The organism is Amycolatopsis sp. NPDC031561 (genome assembly GCF_055580625.1).
This window is the reverse complement of the sequence record NZ_JBVILA010000022.1, coordinates 136747-152790: the sequence shown is the minus strand read 5'-3', so window position 1 is coordinate 152790 and position 16044 is coordinate 136747. Positions and strand designations below refer to the sequence as shown.

General features: G+C 69.3%; 18 protein-coding genes. 9 read left to right on the top strand and 9 right to left on the bottom strand.

All coding sequences use genetic code 11. The features are described from left to right. The first annotated feature begins 35 nt into the window (after positions 1 to 35). Together ACZ5IK_RS33700 and ACZ5IK_RS33695 are read left to right on the top strand one after the other, a co-directional pair. Positions 36 to 272, top strand: a complete 237-nt coding sequence (locus tag ACZ5IK_RS33700) for a mycothiol transferase (protein ID WP_465491412.1) — start codon at positions 36 to 38, stop codon at positions 270 to 272. A gap of 13 nt (positions 273 to 285) precedes the next feature. Beyond that, positions 286 to 1254 (top strand): alpha/beta fold hydrolase, encoded by a 969-nt coding sequence (locus ACZ5IK_RS33695; protein ID WP_465491411.1) that lies wholly within the window; start codon positions 286 to 288, stop codon positions 1252 to 1254. Positions 1255 to 1297: 43 nt separating this feature from the next. Here ACZ5IK_RS33695 and ACZ5IK_RS33690 read toward each other — a convergent pair whose 3' ends face one another. Further along, positions 1298 to 1738 (bottom strand): hypothetical protein, encoded by a 441-nt coding sequence (locus tag ACZ5IK_RS33690; protein ID WP_465491410.1) that lies wholly within the window; start codon positions 1736 to 1738, stop codon positions 1298 to 1300. Between the two features lie 141 nt (positions 1739 to 1879). On the opposite strand from ACZ5IK_RS33690, the gene ACZ5IK_RS33685 reads away from it, so the two are divergent. Further along, entirely contained in the window at positions 1880 to 2728 is an 849-nt protein-coding gene (locus ACZ5IK_RS33685) for an SAM-dependent methyltransferase (protein ID WP_465491409.1), read from the top strand. A gap of 58 nt (positions 2729 to 2786) precedes the next feature. Here ACZ5IK_RS33685 and ACZ5IK_RS33680 read toward each other — a convergent pair whose 3' ends face one another. Together ACZ5IK_RS33680 and ACZ5IK_RS33675 are read right to left on the bottom strand one after the other, a co-directional pair. Next, positions 2787 to 3923 (bottom strand): S1 family peptidase, encoded by a 1137-nt coding sequence (locus ACZ5IK_RS33680; RefSeq protein WP_465491408.1) that lies wholly within the window; start codon positions 3921 to 3923, stop codon positions 2787 to 2789. A 240-nt stretch (positions 3924 to 4163) separates the two neighbouring features. Next, positions 4164 to 4880, bottom strand: coding sequence for a TioE family transcriptional regulator (locus ACZ5IK_RS33675; protein WP_465491407.1), 717 nt, complete (start codon positions 4878 to 4880; stop codon positions 4164 to 4166). 58 nt (positions 4881 to 4938) lie between these two features. Between ACZ5IK_RS33675 and ACZ5IK_RS33670 the strand changes: the two genes are divergently transcribed. Beyond that, complete coding sequence (locus ACZ5IK_RS33670) at positions 4939 to 5499, top strand: putative immunity protein (RefSeq protein WP_465491406.1); 561 nt, start codon at positions 4939 to 4941, stop codon at positions 5497 to 5499. Here the strand turns inward: ACZ5IK_RS33670 and ACZ5IK_RS33665 are convergent. Continuing rightward, on the bottom strand, positions 5496 to 5972 hold the full coding sequence (locus ACZ5IK_RS33665; protein ID WP_465491405.1) for a DUF6194 family protein: 477 nt from the start codon (positions 5970 to 5972) through the stop codon (positions 5496 to 5498). The two genes, ACZ5IK_RS33670 and ACZ5IK_RS33665, sit on opposite strands and share 4 nt — an antisense overlap. A 62-nt stretch (positions 5973 to 6034) precedes the next feature. Between ACZ5IK_RS33665 and ACZ5IK_RS33660 the strand changes: the two genes are divergently transcribed. Continuing rightward, positions 6035 to 6745, top strand: coding sequence for a MerR family transcriptional regulator (locus ACZ5IK_RS33660; protein ID WP_465491404.1), 711 nt, complete (start codon positions 6035 to 6037; stop codon positions 6743 to 6745). On the opposite strand, the gene ACZ5IK_RS33655 is transcribed toward ACZ5IK_RS33660, so the two are convergent. Together ACZ5IK_RS33655 and ACZ5IK_RS33650 are read right to left on the bottom strand one after the other, a co-directional pair. Continuing rightward, the gene (locus tag ACZ5IK_RS33655; RefSeq protein ID WP_465491403.1) at positions 6742 to 7203 is read right to left on the bottom strand and encodes a peroxiredoxin; all 462 of its coding nucleotides are present in this window, start codon (positions 7201 to 7203) and stop codon (positions 6742 to 6744) included. The two genes, ACZ5IK_RS33660 and ACZ5IK_RS33655, sit on opposite strands and share 4 nt — an antisense overlap. A 44-nt stretch (positions 7204 to 7247) precedes the next feature. Continuing rightward, positions 7248 to 7499 carry a hypothetical protein gene (locus ACZ5IK_RS33650; protein ID WP_465491402.1) on the bottom strand — a complete coding sequence of 84 codons (252 nt, stop codon included), beginning with the start codon at positions 7497 to 7499 and terminating at the stop codon, positions 7248 to 7250. Positions 7500 to 7616: 117 nt separating this feature from the next. Between ACZ5IK_RS33650 and ACZ5IK_RS33645 the strand changes: the two genes are divergently transcribed. The 4 genes from ACZ5IK_RS33645 to ACZ5IK_RS33630 all read left to right on the top strand — a co-directional run bounded on the left by ACZ5IK_RS33645 (position 7617) and on the right by ACZ5IK_RS33630 (position 11843). Next, on the top strand, positions 7617 to 8420 hold the full coding sequence (locus tag ACZ5IK_RS33645; RefSeq protein ID WP_465491401.1) for a class I SAM-dependent methyltransferase: 804 nt from the start codon (positions 7617 to 7619) through the stop codon (positions 8418 to 8420). A 127-nt stretch (positions 8421 to 8547) separates the two neighbouring features. Beyond that, entirely contained in the window at positions 8548 to 10110 is a 1563-nt protein-coding gene (locus ACZ5IK_RS33640) for an adenylate/guanylate cyclase domain-containing protein (protein WP_465491400.1), read from the top strand. Between the two features lie 335 nt (positions 10111 to 10445). Beyond that, positions 10446 to 11060: a papain-like cysteine protease family protein gene (locus ACZ5IK_RS33635; RefSeq protein ID WP_465491428.1), complete on the top strand. Its 615-nt coding sequence runs from the start codon at positions 10446 to 10448 to the stop codon at positions 11058 to 11060. Between the two features lie 9 nt (positions 11061 to 11069). Further along, the gene (locus ACZ5IK_RS33630; protein WP_465491399.1) at positions 11070 to 11843 is read left to right on the top strand and encodes a hypothetical protein; all 774 of its coding nucleotides are present in this window, start codon (positions 11070 to 11072) and stop codon (positions 11841 to 11843) included. Here ACZ5IK_RS33630 and ACZ5IK_RS33625 read toward each other — a convergent pair. The 3 genes from ACZ5IK_RS33625 to ACZ5IK_RS33615 all read right to left on the bottom strand — a co-directional run bounded on the left by ACZ5IK_RS33625 (position 11830) and on the right by ACZ5IK_RS33615 (position 16041). Beyond that, on the bottom strand, positions 11830 to 12780 hold the full coding sequence (locus ACZ5IK_RS33625) for an XRE family transcriptional regulator (protein ID WP_101608977.1): 951 nt from the start codon (positions 12778 to 12780) through the stop codon (positions 11830 to 11832). The genes ACZ5IK_RS33630 and ACZ5IK_RS33625 overlap by 14 nt on opposite strands. A gap of 97 nt (positions 12781 to 12877) precedes the next feature. After that, the gene (locus ACZ5IK_RS33620; RefSeq protein WP_465491398.1) at positions 12878 to 14065 is read right to left on the bottom strand and encodes a cytochrome P450; all 1188 of its coding nucleotides are present in this window, start codon (positions 14063 to 14065) and stop codon (positions 12878 to 12880) included. 248 nt (positions 14066 to 14313) lie between these two features. Beyond that, a complete protein-coding gene (locus ACZ5IK_RS33615; protein WP_465491397.1) occupies positions 14314 to 16041 on the bottom strand; it encodes a DUF2334 domain-containing protein in 1728 nt (575 codons plus the stop codon). Positions 16042 to 16044: the final 3 nt, after the last annotated feature.

Here is a 16044-nt window from a genome sequence, read left to right as displayed (position 1 = left end):
ACGCCGAAGGTGAACGCGGCCCTCGATCCGGTGGAGTGGTCGGTCGAGCGCGCGGAGGCCCGGACGACACGACGGCGTCACTTCTCGCCGCTTACCGGGAAGTCATCGCCGGAGCGAACAGCGAGATCGAGTCCTGGACCGACCTCTCCGAAGCGGGTCCCCGCCGGGGATCACGGCGCTGGACGCTGACCCATCTGATCGAGGAAACCGCACGCCACGCGGGACACGCCGACATCCTGCGCGAACTGATCGACGGCGCCACCGGGCGCTGAAACGGAGACTTCCATGCTTCACCGAGCCGCCGCGTTCGTCGCGGCCCTCGTCCTGATGACGGCCTGCGGTTCGCCACCGGCCGCCCCGCCCTACGAAGAAATCACCCGCGGCGACGCGAGTTTCGCGAAGCGGTTCCGCCACGAGTTCGCCGACGTCGACGGGGTGAAAATGCACTACGTCACCGGCGGCAAGGGCGCCCCGCTCGTGCTGCTGCACGGCTGGCCGCAGACCTGGTACGGCTGGCACCGCGTCATGCCCGCGCTGGCCGAGCATTTCACCGTGTACGCGCTCGACCTCCCCGGCCTCGGGGACAGCACCGGCGCGCCGCCCGGCTACGACAAGGCCACCCTCGCCCGCTACGTGCACGGCCTCGTCGCCGGACGGCTGGGCCTGCGCGACGCCCGGATCGCCGGCCACGACCTCGGTGCCGCCGTCGCCTTCCAGTACGCCGCGCAATTCCCCGGCGATCTCACCAAGCTCGCCTATCTCGACCTCCCGCTGCCGGGCCCCGCGCTCGACGCGACGGCGTACCGGAACCTGAGCTGGCATATCGCTTTCCACTCGCAGAAAACGGTTCCGGAAGCCGTCGTCGGCGACGACGTCCGCGAATACCTTTCCCTTTTCTATCCCCAGGTCGCCTATTCGGGAACGGCCTTCGGCGGGCCCGGGGCGCCGTCGCCGTTCGACGAGGCCGAGATCGGCGAATACGCCCGTACCTACAGTAGGCCGGAGGTCCTGCACGGCGGTTTCGAGCTCTACCGCACGCTCGGTCAGGACGCGGCCGCCAACACCGGTGCGAAGCCCATCACCACTCCGACCCTGCTGATGACCGCCGAGGGACTGCTCGAACCGCAGAAGGCCACCCTGGCGCCCCGCGTCACCGACCTCGCCCGCGCCGTCGAGGTGCCCAGGGCCGGGCACTGGCTCGCGGAGGAGAACCCGGAGTTCGTGAGCGCCGAACTGGTCAAGTTCCTGAAGTAGCCGGTGTCGGTGGTCGTAAGTGCGCTGTCGGCGGCCACCAGGCTCAGCGAGGGAACAGCCGCCCGGCCGCCTTGAGCAGATCGTCCAGTTCCGAGGAGAGGGAGCCGGCCTTCTGTGCGAAGGTCGAGAGTCTCAGTTCGGGCAACTGTTCGCGGGCTGCGGTGGCGGTCTGGTCGATCACGGTCATCGTCGACCATTGGCTCTGGAGCACGGAATCTATCGCCAGGCCGACCTCCGCCGGGCGCAGCGCGACGGTGACGGCTGTGCCCGGTTCCAGCGTCGTGCCGCCGAGGACGCCCGGCGATCGGCTCGCGCGGAAGATCTGCACCATCGTCGGCACGCCGCCGTGTTGCCGGACCGTCGCCGGACGGCCGGGCTGAACCAGCCAGACGTCCTTGGTGTCGTTGCCGATGAAGACCGACGTGCCGGTTTCGTCGGTGCACATGGCCAGCCGGGAAATGTCCCGCGGGGCCCCGCCGGTCATCACGAGGGGTACGCGTTTCCCGGTCGTGGCATCGGGACAGCCGGGGTCGCCGGTTCGCCGCCCCCTTCATCGGGAAAACGTGTCTGCAGGTCGTCGGCGAACCGGGAACCGTTACACGACGGGATCCGCTATCTTCGGCTCATGGGGGAGAATGCGAGCGCCCGTGACGTGGCGCAGCGGCTGGTGGATTCGGTGAACAAGGTCTCGGTCGGCCGCGTGTACGACTATCTGCTCGGCGGGGTGCACAACTACGCCGTGGATCAGCAATTCGCCGAGGAACAGCTGCGGCTCGTCCCGTCGATGCGCGATTTCGCCCGTGCCAACCGGGCTTTCCTCGGCCGCGCCGTTCGCTACATGGTCGATCAGGGCATCCGGCAGTTCGTGGACATCGGTTCCGGGCTGCCGACCCAGGGCAACGTGCACGAGGTCGCCGAGGAGGTCGCGCCGGGCGAATGCCGGGTCGTCTACATCGACAACGAGCCGATCGCGCAGGCGCACGCGGAGATCCTGCTGGAGCAGACGGCCGACCCGGCCCGGCACACCGCGCTGGACGGCGACTTCCACGACGGTCTCCGGCTGTGGAAGAAGGTGCTCGGCACCGGGCTGATCGATCCTGGACAGCCGATCGGCCTGCTGGCGGTGGCGTTGCTGCATTTCATGCCCGACGAAACCGCCCCGCACGTCACCCTCGGCCGCTATCTGGAGCAGTTGCCTTCCGGCAGTCTCATGGCACTTTCGCATATCCACGTTCCGGTCGAGGACACCGTGCTGCACGCACAATCGGCGAACGTCGTCGATTCCTATCGCCGCCGGACCAACAGTGCCATCACGCTTCGCGGGCGGGAGGAGATCGCCGCATTCTTCACCGGACTGCGGCCGGTCGAGCCCGGTCTGGTGTGGTTGCCGGAATGGCGCCCCGAAAGCGAACCGCTGCACGAGGACGATTTGGTGGGGTCTCGCGGATTGGCGGGCGTGGCCCGTAAGCCCTGAGCCTCGTGAGTGGTAAGGACGGTTAGAACCGTCCTTACCGCTCACGAGGCTTTGTCGGTCAGGAACGGGTCAGCGTGACCCCGTAGGTGTTCGCCGCGTCCACGACGGGCTGGTAGTAGGAGTACGAGCCGGTGGCGTTGGAGCCCTGGTTGTACCCGCAGTCGTGCCCGTCGTCGGGGCCGCCGGAGGTCATGCCCTGCGCGGTGTTGCCCGCGATGTAGGCGCCGCCGCTGTCGCCGCCTTCGGTGCAGACCGTGGACTTCGCCAGGCCCTTGGTGGCGACGCTTTCCCCGTTGTAGCGGACGGTCTGGTTGTAAGCGCTGATCTTGCCGCAGGTCCAGCCGGTGGTGTTGCCCGCCTTGCACAGCGTGGTGCCGACCGGCGCCTTCGAGCTGCCGGTGATCCGCACCGTGGTGCCCTTGCGGGTGTCTACGTAGCCGCGGCCGGTGTCCTCGTCGTCGATGTCCATCAGGCCCATGTCGGCCGACGGGAACTCGGTGGCGACGCCCTGTCCGATGTGGACGCCGTTGCGGTCGAGGATGTCCGGGTTCCCTTCGACGCAGTGCCCGGCGGTGAGCAGCACGTTGTCGCCGTCACTGGTGGTGCCGGGGAAGCCGAGGGAGCAGTTGGTGCCGGGGTCGAGGTCCATGATCTGGCCGGGGATGACGTCGGCCTGGGTCGTGTTGCCGTTGGCGACCCCGGTCCGGACGGTCACGCCGGGCAGCGCCGAAAGCCTGCGGACGAGGGCACGGTCCGCGCCCTGCTGCACGGTGACGACGACCTGGTCGGCCGCGAGTTCCGGACCCCAGGACTGCACCTGGGCGACGTCCTTGCCGATCACGCTGCCGACGGTGGCGGTCAGGGCGTCCAGCGCTTTCTCGCCGCGGGCGCCGGTGCGCGCGGTCAGGCCCGCCGCGCGGAGCGTCTGGGCGGATCCGGCGTCGGAGTTCACCACGAGGGCGCCGGCGTCGTCGAAGTACGCGCCGTCGGTGTGCAGGCCACGTGTTCTGATGCTCTCCAGCGACGAGATCAGGTTCTTCTCGTGGTCGAGTTTCTGCGCCGCCTGAAGCGGGCTGACCTGGAGCTGGGCCGCGAGGGTCTCGAGCATCGTCTGGTCGTAAGCGGTGACCGGAGCGGCGGTCGCCGGGACGGCGAACGCGCCTATTCCGGCGCAGACGCTCAAGAGAGTGAGCATGACGGGTCCGCGAATTCGCATGCGAATTTCCTTCGATAAGGAGGGAACGACGAACCGCCGGAATAGGTGGAAAAGGCAGGGACCGGGCGGCTCATCTCGACGTCACGCAGATTACGAGCGGGTGACTATCGTGTCGTAGCGCCGAAAGTAGGTTCCGCTGAACCGGTCCTACTTTCGTATGCGGAAAACGTGAATTGCCTGCGTATTCTATTGCGCGGAAGTGTCAATGGCGCAAAAGTGTCAGCGATTCGGGTTCTCGCCGAGATAGGCGTCCAGCGCGGCGGCGCCGGAGAGCAAGGCACGGCCCCTCGCCGAGAGCCGGGTGTGCCAGTCGTGCAGTGTCGACTCGAGGGGCACGACACCTCCGGCCGAACGGACCTGCTCGATCAGCGGCGCGATCCGCTCCAGGAGATAGCCGCCCCGCCTGAGCTGATGGGTCAGCTTGGCGTCGCGCACATCGGCCGGGCCGTACACGCGGTAACCCGTCCGCGGGTCACGCTCGGGCCGGAGAAGGCCGGCGCGTTCCCATTTCCGGAGGGTGGCGGGCCGGACGCCCAGTTTCCGCGCCAGCGGGCCGACGAACAGGTCGCCCCGCTCCTGCGGCACGGGCTCGAGCTCGCGGAGCGCGGCCGCGACGGCCTGGAGGGTGCGGCGGTCGTCGAGCAGCTGGGCGTGACTCTCGTCGACGAGCCGGAGCGCCTCCTCGACCGCTCCCCGGTTGACCGCGGTCATGATCGACGTCGCCGTCGCGTGGCCGTGTCCCGGCACGAGCGCGAGGAACGCGCGCAGGGCTTGCGCGTGCAGCGGGGTGTAGGTGCGATAGCCCTGCGGACCGCGTTCGGCCGCGGGGAGGATGCCGTCCGCTTCGTAGTTGCGGACGGCCTGCGTCGACAGACCGTGCTCACGCGCGAGGTCGACCGGCCTGAGCCGTTCGCGGGTTTGAGGGTTTCGGCCCACTGTCCTGCCATCGTCGCTGCGAAGTGCCAACCGGCGATTCAACGATACAGTCGAGTGAATGACAGCGGCGGAACAGAACCTCACGATCGACCTCGACCTGGCGGAACTGCGTGCCGTCACGGCCTTCTCCGTGGCCTGCGCGGAGCCTGCCCTGGCGATCTTCGAGCGCGAGTGCCCGGAGGATCCGCGTCCGCGGGCCGTGCTCGACGAGGCACGCCGGTTCGCGGCCGGGGGCAGGCGGACGAAGGCGTTGCGGGTGACCTCGCTGGACGCGCACCGGGCGGCTCGGGCCGCCAGGGAAAGCGGTCGTGAAGCCGCGTTCGAAGCGGCCCGGGCCGCCGGCCACGCGGGAGCGTCCGCATATCTACATCCGCTGGCGAAAGCGACCCAGGTCCCGCACATCCTGGGAGCCGCCGCGAACGCGGCGCGCGCCTGGGAACTTGAAGCCGGTGATGATCCCTCCGTCGGCGCCGGGTACGTCGAGAAGTTTGCCGCTCTCGCCGATTCTGTCGTCGTGGACGTCCTGAAGCGCTACCCGGACGCCCCGGGCGGCGGCCGCCGGGCAGGGGAGTTGCTGCGGACGCTGGACGCGTCGTTGCGGTCGCGTTCAGTCCTCTAAACGCGGGGGGAGTCCGCTCGCCGCTCGTACCGCGCCCGCGCTCGCTGATAGGCGGTGCCGAGCAGTTCGCGAGTGACCTCCTCGGTCCGGGACGCCGGGTTCACCACCGCCAGCCAGCCCGCGGTTCCGTACACGGGATGGGCGATCACGGTGTCGGTGACGGCGGGGTCGACGTCGGTTCCGGCCGCATCCCGGGGGGCGCGGCCGAGCAGCCGGGCGAACTCCTCCTTCCCGGCGTGGATGTTCACGCGGAAGGTGTCCGGCCGGTCCAGGCGCGAGGTCTCGTCGCCGGGGTAGTTCTTGGTCACGACCGTCGCGAAGGGCTGGACGTTCGTGGGGACGACGCCGTCGGGTGAGTAGTAGAAGAACGCGTCGCCCCAGCTGAGCTCCGGCCAGTCGTCGCCGGGCACCGGCGTGAGGGCCAGGACGCCGTCGAGGTCCGACACGAGGCTGATGATCTCTTCGATGGTCATGTGCTCAAGCGTCACATTAAAGTGCTTATGGAGGGTTCGACGACGTTTTCGACGGAGTGAAGGTGTCAAGTCTCAAATCGCCGGGGATGCGCACCGCGGAGGTCGCGCGGCGGGCGGGGTACTCCGTCCAGCAGGTGCGCAACCTCGAACGCGACGGCGTGCTCCCGGCGGCGACGCGGACGGCCGCGGGATACCGGAGCTACGGGGAGGTCCATCTCCGGTCCGCGCTGGCCTATCGCGCGCTCGCCGCCGGGGTGGGGCCGGTCGAGGCCAAGAAGATCGTCCTCGCGCTGCACCGCGACCCACTCGCCGAGGTGCTCGCGCTCCTCGACGCGGCCCATGCCCGGCTCGACGCCGAACGCGCGGATCTGAGGGAGGCCGCGGAAGCCGTCCGGGTGATCTCCCGCGAACCGATCGAAGACGTGCGCGGGTCGGACTCGATGGGTGTCTCCGAACTCGCGTCGGCGCTCGGCCTGCGTCCGTCGACGCTGCGGCACTGGGACGCGGAGCGACTCGTCGTCCCCGGCCGCGATCAGCGGGGGACGCGGCGGTACACGCCGTCCCAGGTGCGGGACGCGCGGATCGTGCACCAGTTGCGGCTCGCCGGATACCGCGTCGCACCCCTTCGCGCGCTGATGCCGGAGCTGCGGCGATCCCGGCGACTGGAGGACGTCGCCTCCGCGCTCGCCGTCCGGGATGCCGCGATCACGGCCCGCTCGCGAGCGCTTTTCGACGGCACCGCCGCGCTTTCGCTCATCGCCGCGCGGGGCTAGGCGGCGGTCTTCCGTTCGCGCAGGGCCGCGAGCGCCTTGTCGGCGTGGACGTCGAACTTCAGCTCGCTCTTGATCACCGCGAGGACCTTGCGGTCGGTGTCGATCACGAAGGTGCGCCGTTTGGCGTGCAGCGGGCTGAACCTGCGCCAGACGCCGAACTGCTTGGCGACGGCACCCTCCACATCGGACAGAAGCGGGTAGTCGAAACCGTGCAGGGTGGAGAATTCGCGCTGTTTGGTGACGCCGTCCGGGCTGATCCCGACGCGGTGGGCGCCGACGTCGGCGAATTCCGCGGCGAGGTCGCGGAAGTGGCAGCTCTCGGCGGTGCAGCCACCGGTCATCGCGGCGGGGTAGAAGAACAGCACGACCGGGCCGGTGGACAGGAAGTCCGACAGTGTGCGGTCCTGGCCGGTGTCGTCGGGCAGGGTGAAGTCCGGGGCGAGGTCTCCTTGGTCCATGTCCGGCTTTCGGAGCCGGGTGCGCGCCGGATTGGTCCCGGATCTCAGCGGGTGCAGCGCCAGAAGACCGTCGCGTTGTAGGGGAAGAGGATCTTGTCGTACTCCACGCAGTCGGTGAAACCGGCCCAAGTCGCCTGGTTCCTGGCGTCTTGTCGGGCGTAGATGAGTTCGAGGCCGAAGTCGCTCGACCCGTGCCCGACGAACTCCCTGGTCTCCTGCGTGCTCGCGGAAGCGGGGGTGGCGATCGTGACCAGGACGGCGGCCGCGCCGAGCAGCGCGAGCAGTGTTTTCCTCATCCGACCACGGTAGGGCGGGAGCGGTCCGCGGTTCGCCCGCTGGATGGGCGTTCTCGCGGCCTCCGTCCGTCGTAGGTAACGAGACCCGGAGGGTGCGAAAACGGATATCGTCGCGGCATGTCCACTCGCAAGGTCGGCACGCAGCGTGCCTTCGACGAAGCGGCGGCCGACTTCGCCGCGTTGGGGCGCTATCTCTGGGAGCCGATCGGCGCGGCCACGGTGGCGGCCGCCGGACTCGGCCCCGGAGCCCGTGTCCTCGACGCCTGTTGCGGGACAGGCGCGTCCGCGATCCCGGCGGCGCGGGTGGTCGGCGCCGGGGGAGTGGTGGACGCGCTCGACCTCTCCGGTCCGATGATCGGCGAGTTGCGCCGGTTGTCGGCGGACCTGCCGCAGCTTCGCGCGCACCAAGCCGACGCGACGGCGTGGGAAACCGGCGGCTACGACGCGGTGCTGACCGCGCTCGGCATTTTCTTCTTTCCCGACATGACGGACGGCACCGAGCGGCTGATCGGCCGGGTCCGGCCCGGCGGGCGGGCCGTGTTCACCATCTGGCGCGGCGGATCCATGGTGACGGCGGGCCGGTACGTCGGCCGGGCGATGGCCGCGGTGACCGATTCCGCGCCGCCGCCGGAGCGCGAGCCCGGGTTGATCGACCGGATCAACCAGGCCGGGAGCTACGCCGAGTGGCTTTCCGCGCGTGGTCTGTCCGATGTGGACGTCGTGGTCAACGAACTGCGGCTGACCATGACGCCGGAAGTGGCGTGGCTGGTCATCATCGGCTCCGGCTTCCGGGGCCTTCTCTCCGATCTCGAACCCGGTGTCGTCGAGCAGGTGCGCGAGCGGTATCTCGACTCCCTGCGCGACGAGGGCGTGACCGAGCTCGACGTCACCACGCTGATCGGCTCCGGCACCGTCCGCTGACCTCGCGTTTAGTCCTCTTGATGCGGTAGTTGCCGGCGCAACCACCGCATCAAGAGGACTAAACGCGAGGGGTGGCGGGTTTCGGTGTACAGTCGTTCACTCAAACCGGGTGAACGGCGGGTACGGGGTGCGACCAGTCAAGGACTCCTCTGTTCGGGACCGCGGGCAAGGGCCGTTCGGCTCCTGGCTGCTCGGTCCGCTCGATCAGGACGCGGCCGTGTTGCGCCGTCGCGTCCAGGGACTGCTCACCGGGACGCTGATCGCGACCAACGTCATCGGCGCGCTGGTCGTGGTCGGCCTGGCGGCGCTGCTGATGCCCTCACCCGGCATGTCCGGCGAACTCGTCCGGGTCACCGCGATCGCTGTCCCCGTCTATGTGGTCTCCGCCGTCGTCGTGGGGGCGATGTGGGGCACCCGCGGCGCGCTGCGGACGTTGCGCTGGGCGGCGGACGGCCGGACGCCGACCGACGCGGAGCGCGCCGCCTGCCTCCGCGTCCCGTTGCGCCTGACCTTGGTCCAAGCGGTGTTGTGGGGCATCGCGACCGTGGTGTTCGGCGTGCTGGCCGCGCTGGTGCAGCCGCGGGTCGCGCTGACCGAACTGCTCGTCGTCGCGTTCGCGGGCGTGGTCGTCTGCGCGATCGCTTATCTGGCAGGGGAGTTCATCCTCCGGCCGTACGTGGCCCTTGCCTTGGCGGGCACCTCGCCCGAGCGGCCTCTCAGCGGTGGGGTCAACCTGCGGATGCTGCTGTTCTGGTGCCTCGGCACCGGCGTGCCGGTCGCCGGGCTGGTGGTCACGGCGGTGCTGGCGTGGGTGCGCGGCGACGTGTCGACCACGAAGCTCGCGGTCTCGGTCGTCGCCCTCGGCCTGGTGGTGCTGTGCTTCGGCCTGCTGGTGACGGTGTTCACCGCCCGCGCCGTGGTGAACCCGATCCGGTCGGTGCAGCACGCGCTGGGCCGCGTGCGGGCCGGGGACTTCGCCGTGGAGATCCCGGTCTACGACGGCACCGAACTCGGTCTGCTGCAGGCGGGTTTCAACGGGATGGCCGTCGGTCTCGCCGAACGCGAACGTTTGCGGGACCTGTTCGGCAGGCACGTCGGCGAGGACGTCGCGATCGAGGCGATGCGCACGTCCGCCGAACTCGGCGGCACGGTGCGGACGGTGTCGGTGCTGTTCGTCGACCTGATCGGCTCGACCGCGCTGGCCGCGAGCCGTCCGCCCGAGGAGGTCGTGGGCCTGCTCAACCGGTTCTTCGCGGTGGTGGTCGACGAGGTCGACCGCAACCACGGGCTGGTCAACAAGTTCGTCGGTGACGCCGCGCTCGCGATCTTCGGCGCACCGGTGCGGCTGGACGACCACGCGACCCTCGCGCTGTCCGCGGCCCGCGCGATCGGGCGCAGGCTGGCGGCGGAGGTGCCGGAATGCCCGGCCGGGATCGGCGTGGCGACGGGCGAGGTGGTCGCCGGGAACGTCGGCGACCCGCGGCGGTTCGAGTACACGGTGATCGGCGATCCGGTCAACGAAGCCGCCCGGCTCACGGAACTGGCGAAGAACGTCGAAGCCCGGTTGCTCGCTTCGTGGGCGGCGATCGAGTCGGCGGCCGAGGCCGAGGCCGCACAGTGGAAGGCGACGGAGGACGTCACCTTGCGAGGTCGGACCCGCCCCACGACGCTCGCGACCCCGCGTCCCTGAACCTTTGGTGGCGGATTCACAGCTCTTGTGAACGGACAGTGAATCTTGCGCGTGTCCGCGCGTCGTGAGGCCGTGGACCCGCGCTTTCCTGCCGTCCCGACGTCGCGCTTCCTGTGAACGATCACAGCGTTTCCTCGCCGTCGTGCGAGGGCGTTGTCCCCGGGGGCGCCGCGGCGCACGGTGATCTCGGCCGGGAGCACCTCATCCGGCCGGCGGCCACCTTTGGTGCGCCTCTCCCCATCCCCATGTCAAAGGAGACATCTGTGAAGAGCTTATCGAGTCGGCGGGTGACCCGGGCCGTGCTGGCGACCGGTGCCGCGGTCTTCGCGTTGAGCATGGTGCCCGCCGCCGCCCTCGCACAGCCCGGCGGGGACGGTGACCGGCCCAGCGGCCTGATCAAGACCGAGACCCACACCCAGGTGCGCGAGATCGCCCCGGTCGCGGGCACGGCGATGACGGTCGCCTCGACCGCGGCCTCCAAGCAGTTGAACTACACCCAACAGGTGCAGCAGTACAACCAGTGGTGCTGGGCCGCGGACGGTTCGAGCATCGAACGCTCGATGGGCGGAAGCGCCACGCAGGCCCAGTTCTGCGCGGCGGGCAAGGGAACGCAGGCGGGGTACTGCCCGAACCAGGCGGCACAGATCTCCGAGATCATCCGCGGGTTCCGCGGTACCGGCTTCTCCGCGCAGGACGCCGGTGGCCCCATCGGTTTCACCTCGGTCGTCAGCCAGGTCGACTCCGGGATCCTGAACCTGACGGGGATCTACTGGACTTCGGGCGGCGGCCACGCCCAGGTGATCTACGGCTACGACACCACGAGCCAGTCCATCATGGTCGGTGACCCGTGGGCGTCTTCCCCGCGGTACAAGACCTGGAACTACAACCAGTACCGCAGCAACGGCCAGTTCCGCTGGAACGACACCATCGTCAACATCCGGAAGGGCTGAGACGCGGTCATGAACAGGATCTGCCGGAAGTTCTCCGGTTGTCTCGTGTTGGCCGTCGCGGCACTCTTGCCGGTCACGTCGCCCGCCGCGGCGAGCGAAGGAGTCGTCCCGCCCTCGGCCGACGATCTCGCCGCCGCTGTGCGCGTCGCCGGTGAGCCGGGCGCGATCGGTCTCGCGAAATCGAACTTCCGGCAGGTCGACCACATCGAGCCGCAGCGGATCACGGTCAGCGAGCGCGGCGTGGCGGTCTACACGCTCAATCCCGATTTCGTCCGCGGCACCGCCGGAGCCCCGGCCGGTGCTTTGAGTTCCGTCGCCGTGACGGCCACCGCCGACTCCGGCCAGAAGGCGACTCTGCAGGCGATGCCGGACGGCCCGGGAAAGTGGGTCGCGGCCGGCGCGTTCTCCGGGAACGACGAAGAGACCTTCAGCGCCCGGCTTCGGCCCGGTTCGGTCCTGCTCAACGAGCCTCAGATCGACGGCTGGTACGACCTCGGCGCGGACGACGTCGTACTCCTGCGGGCGAGCCTTCCCCAGTCTGAGGTGGGAAAGCCCCTCTCGCTTCCCGACTACCAGCGGAAGGTGCACGACCGTTACGGCGACAAGATGCCGGGCTCGGACTATCAGCGCAATCAAGGAATCGGCTTCGCCCCGGCCGGCCCGCAGCCCGTCGACGACGGTGTGCCCGTCGCGATTCTGGCCGGATCGATCGCCGGGGGAGTGGCCGTGCTCGCCCTCGCGGTGTTCTTGGTGTGGCGCAAGCGCCGGCTCACTCCCAGATGAGGTCGATTCCGGCGATCCCGACGCCGAGGTCTTCGAAATACGCGCTGACCGTGGCTCCCGGACCGCAGAACAACGGTTCGCTGACCACGGGAGGAAGTTCTTCGCGCTCGCGGACGGTTTTGACGCAGCGGGCCGGGATCGCTCCGGCGTCGAACCGCATCCGGAGAAGGTAGGCGGACATGCGAGAGCGCACTGTCCGGTGAAAACAGGTCGAACGGACGGACTCGGCCAGGTGCAACGTGAAGGCGAAGGTGTGCGTTTCCCCTTCGGCCAAGCCCCGGTCGAAGAGGAGCTCAAAGACCATTCCCGGTGATGAGGTGCTTCTTCGCACTCTGCCTCGTCGACAACCGTCGACGGCGACGACGGACGTGGCCTCCATGTCGGTGCCGGGTTCGTCCTGGTGGGTCACCACGAAGCCGTCCGCTCCGGTTTCCCGCGCCCGGACGACCATCGTCGAGGTGATCTCCACGATCCGGCCTTCCACCGTCATGGTCAGCACGTCGACGACGGTCACGACGTCGACCTTCGCGTTTCCCGCCGCACCGGGTGACTCGCTCAGTTCGTCCAGCAGCGAGCAGGTTTCGGCCCAGCTCTGCCGTAGTTCCGGCAACGACGGCCTGCGGTCGCCTTCGCCGGGAGACCGCCGCTGCGGGCCGATCAGGACGACCAGGCTGTCCGCGGGCAGGCCCAGCACCGCTTCGAGCGCGCGGACGATGTCGAGCGACCGCGGCGTCGACGGATGCCGGAGTCCGCGCTGCCAGTAGCTCAAGGTCGATTCGGCCACGGAAACCCCGCGTGCCGCCAGATGCGCCCGGATCCGGGACAGGGAAAGGCCGCGGTGATCCACCGCCTCGGAAAGCGCGCGGTGGAAGGGGCCGGACCTGACCGCGTCCGGCACCGCTCGCCGTGCGCTGGGCTCCTTGGTTTCCTGGTACATAGGGCACCCCCACCGGGACCGGGTCGGGCGCACAGCATGTTGCAGTCCGGTGGCGGACGGCAACCGTCGAAGGTCGAGAACCGGACTTTCCGCCCCCTCAGGCGAACTCGAGCCGCAGGCCGGAGAGGCCGCGCAACGTCACCTGCTTCACCCAGGCAGGCTCGGAGGTCCGGTGGAAGGCGCGGCCCGCGCCGAGCAGCGCTTCGAACACCGTCCGCCCTTCCAGCCGTGCCAACGGGGCGCCGAGGCAGAAGTGGATGCCCTGTCCCAGCGCGAGATGCCTCGGCGAGGGCCTGTCGACGTCGAAGCGGTCCGGGTCCTCGTGCGCGCGAGGGTCACGGTTGGCCGCTCCCAGCAGAACGACCGTCTGGGCGCCTTCGCCGACGAACCGGTCGCCGACGGTCGCGTCCCGCAAGGCGATGCGGGTGGTCAGCTGGACGGGGGAGTCGTACCGGAGCATCTCCTCGACCGCGTTCGGGATCTTCGACCGGTCCTCGGCCAGCTTCCGGAGCTGCTCCGGGTGGTTCAGCAGCGCGAGGATCCCGTTGCCGATCAGGTTGGTCGTCGTTTCGTGCCCGGCGACCAGCAGGAGCATCGCGGTGATCACCAGCTCGCCCTCGCTGAGCCTGTCGCCCTCGTCGGACACCGACACCAGGTCGGAGAACAGGTCGCCGGTCGGCCGCTTCCGCCGGTCCTTCGCCAGTTCGCGGAAATAGGCGACGAACTCGCGGCGGGCGGCGACGGCCGCGGCGACGGTCTCCTTCGCGATCAGGAAGGACGGGTCGAGCGCGCGCCCCATCGCGTGCGACCAGCCCTCGAACCGGTCGCGATCGGCGAGGGGCACGCCGAGCATCTCGCTGATGACGACGACCGGCAGCGGCTTCGCGATCTCGGTCATCAGGTCGAATTCGCCCATTTCGAGCGCTTTCGAGACCAGTTCTTTCGCCAGTTCTTCGACTCGCGGGGCGAGTTGCTCGACCATCCTCGGCGTGAAGGCCTTGGAGACCAGCCGGCGCAGCCGCGTGTGATCGGGCGGATCGAGCCCGAGGAACGACCGGATCACGCGGCCCTCGTCGTCCACCGGCTCGTTTTCGTGCGGATCCGGCAGCACCTCCGGCTCCGAATGCCCGAACGCGGGGTTCTTCAGCAGCGCGGAGGCCTCCTCGAACCCGCTCACCACGAAGAACCGGTCGGCGGCCTCGAACACCGGTCCGCGGCCGAAGACCTGACGGTAGAACGGGTACGGATCGGTCCTGGTCTCCGGCGTGAGCAGGTTCTCGAGCATGGCCCGATCCTATGCTCAGCCGTCGAGGATCTCCGTCAAGTAGCGAAGGCCTCCTTCGCGAGCTTTGCCAGCCTGGGGCCGGTGTCATGAAAGGGGCTTTCAGGACGAAATTCGTCTTGAAAGCCCCTTTCATGACACACGGGGGAGCCCAGGTGCGGCCATCGTGAGGTAGCGAAGGCCTCCTTCGCTACCTTCAGGGTAGGCAAGGAGGCCTTCACGGCCAGGAAACGTGCGTCAGGGTGACCCGCTCAGCCGTCGAGGATCTCCGCCGGTGTGACGAAGCGGTACCCCAGCGCCCGCAACGAGTTCACCAGGTCCCGCAGGCCGCCCTCGCCGAGGAACGGGTGGTAGAAGAAGCTCGCCACGTTGTCACGGACGACGAGCGCGCTCTGGGCGTCGGCGAGCATGTCGACGGCGGTGCGGGCGGCGTGCTGGTTGAACGCGATGGGTGCCACGTTGCCGATGTTCTCGGGGACGACGTTCGCGCCGTAGACGTCGCGTACCGGATACGGGAAGAACTGGCCGTACACCTGTTCCGACGTCGCCGTGGCCGTCGAGCCGCAGCGGCCGCCGGGGCAGAAGCCCGCGTAGTAGCTGCCGCGGTCGTAGCGTCCTTGGAAGAGCGCGGTGGTCTGCTGGTAGTCCACGGCGGAACCGCCGTAGTGCGGGAACTCGAACATCGTCGGCTCCGGGAGGCCCACCCGCCGGAATTCCCCGAGGCCGGTCGCGATGCGCTGGTCGAACCACTGCGCCGAGTCCTCGGGCATCGGCCCGTCCATGTGGACGACGCCTTCGCCGTCGACGCCGGCCTTGTAGAACTCGAAATCGCTCGCGCTCACCCCGTCGTACGGGTTCGGGCCGCTGTCGCTCTGGTGGCTGTAGCCGTGCATGATCAGCGTCGCGCCCGCCTGGACGGCGTCCTTGAGCACGCCGACCAGTTCCGGCGAGTCCACCAGTCGCGCGGAGGTCGGGTCGCCGTTGTTGGCCCGGCCCTGCGGATCCGAGTAGTACGGATAGACCGCGAGGGAGAACGGGACCTGCTGCTGGATCAAGAAGTCCGTGATCCGCCGGAGTTCCTCGGGCTTCGTCCGCGGGCCGACGTCTTCGAGCCGGACCAGTGCGCGGTGTCGGTCCGGCGCCCGCGGCGACAGGACGCCCAGCAGGATGTCGGCCGCGGCGAGGTAGCGGTCCTGTGCTTCGGCGTAGGCGTAAGGAACTTCGGCCAGGTACGTCAACTGTCCTGAATGGACCGCCCAGGGTGACGGCGTGCCTCCCGGCGCGCTCGCTTCGGCCAGGATCTGGACCTTCGTCCGGTCACGGACGTCGATCGCGACGACCCCGGTGCCCGAACGCGGATCGCGGCGCAGGGGAGTGCCCTTGTAGGTGACGGTGGTGGGGTTGTCGTCGCGGTATCCTTCCGCGCGCCAGCCGGGACCACCGGCCGCCTTGCCGGAACTGGCGTGCAGTTGCCAGATGTTGGCGCCGATCCAGACCACGGGGATCCGGGTCGCCGTGACGTCGGTCAGGAACGCCTTCGGCAGCGACGCGTCGTAGATCGAGCCGAGGTACACGATGGCCTGGAACTCGTCCGCCTGGCGCGGCCGGTAGTCGGCGGCGGGCTGCAGTTTCCAAGCGGTGCCACGGGAAACGAGGTTCGCGGTGAACATCGCGTACGCCTCGGCCGTTTTGACCTCGTCGGGCGGGGAAGTGGTTCCGTCCTTCTTCCGCCCGTCGTCGTAGAGCACGAGGGTCCGCCGGTCCGGGTCGCCGCCGGGGCCCGGCAGTCCCGCCTTGCCCGCCTCGGGAACGCGACCGGAGAGCGAAACCGGCGTTGCGGGCGGCGACGCCGTGACCGGGGTCTTCTTGGTGACCTGGACCAGGACGACCACGGCGACCGTGACCGCGACGACCGCCACGACGGCGAGCCGGAACCAAGCGGGCAGGCGAAAGCGCTGCGTGCCCTTGTCCTTCGTCATCGG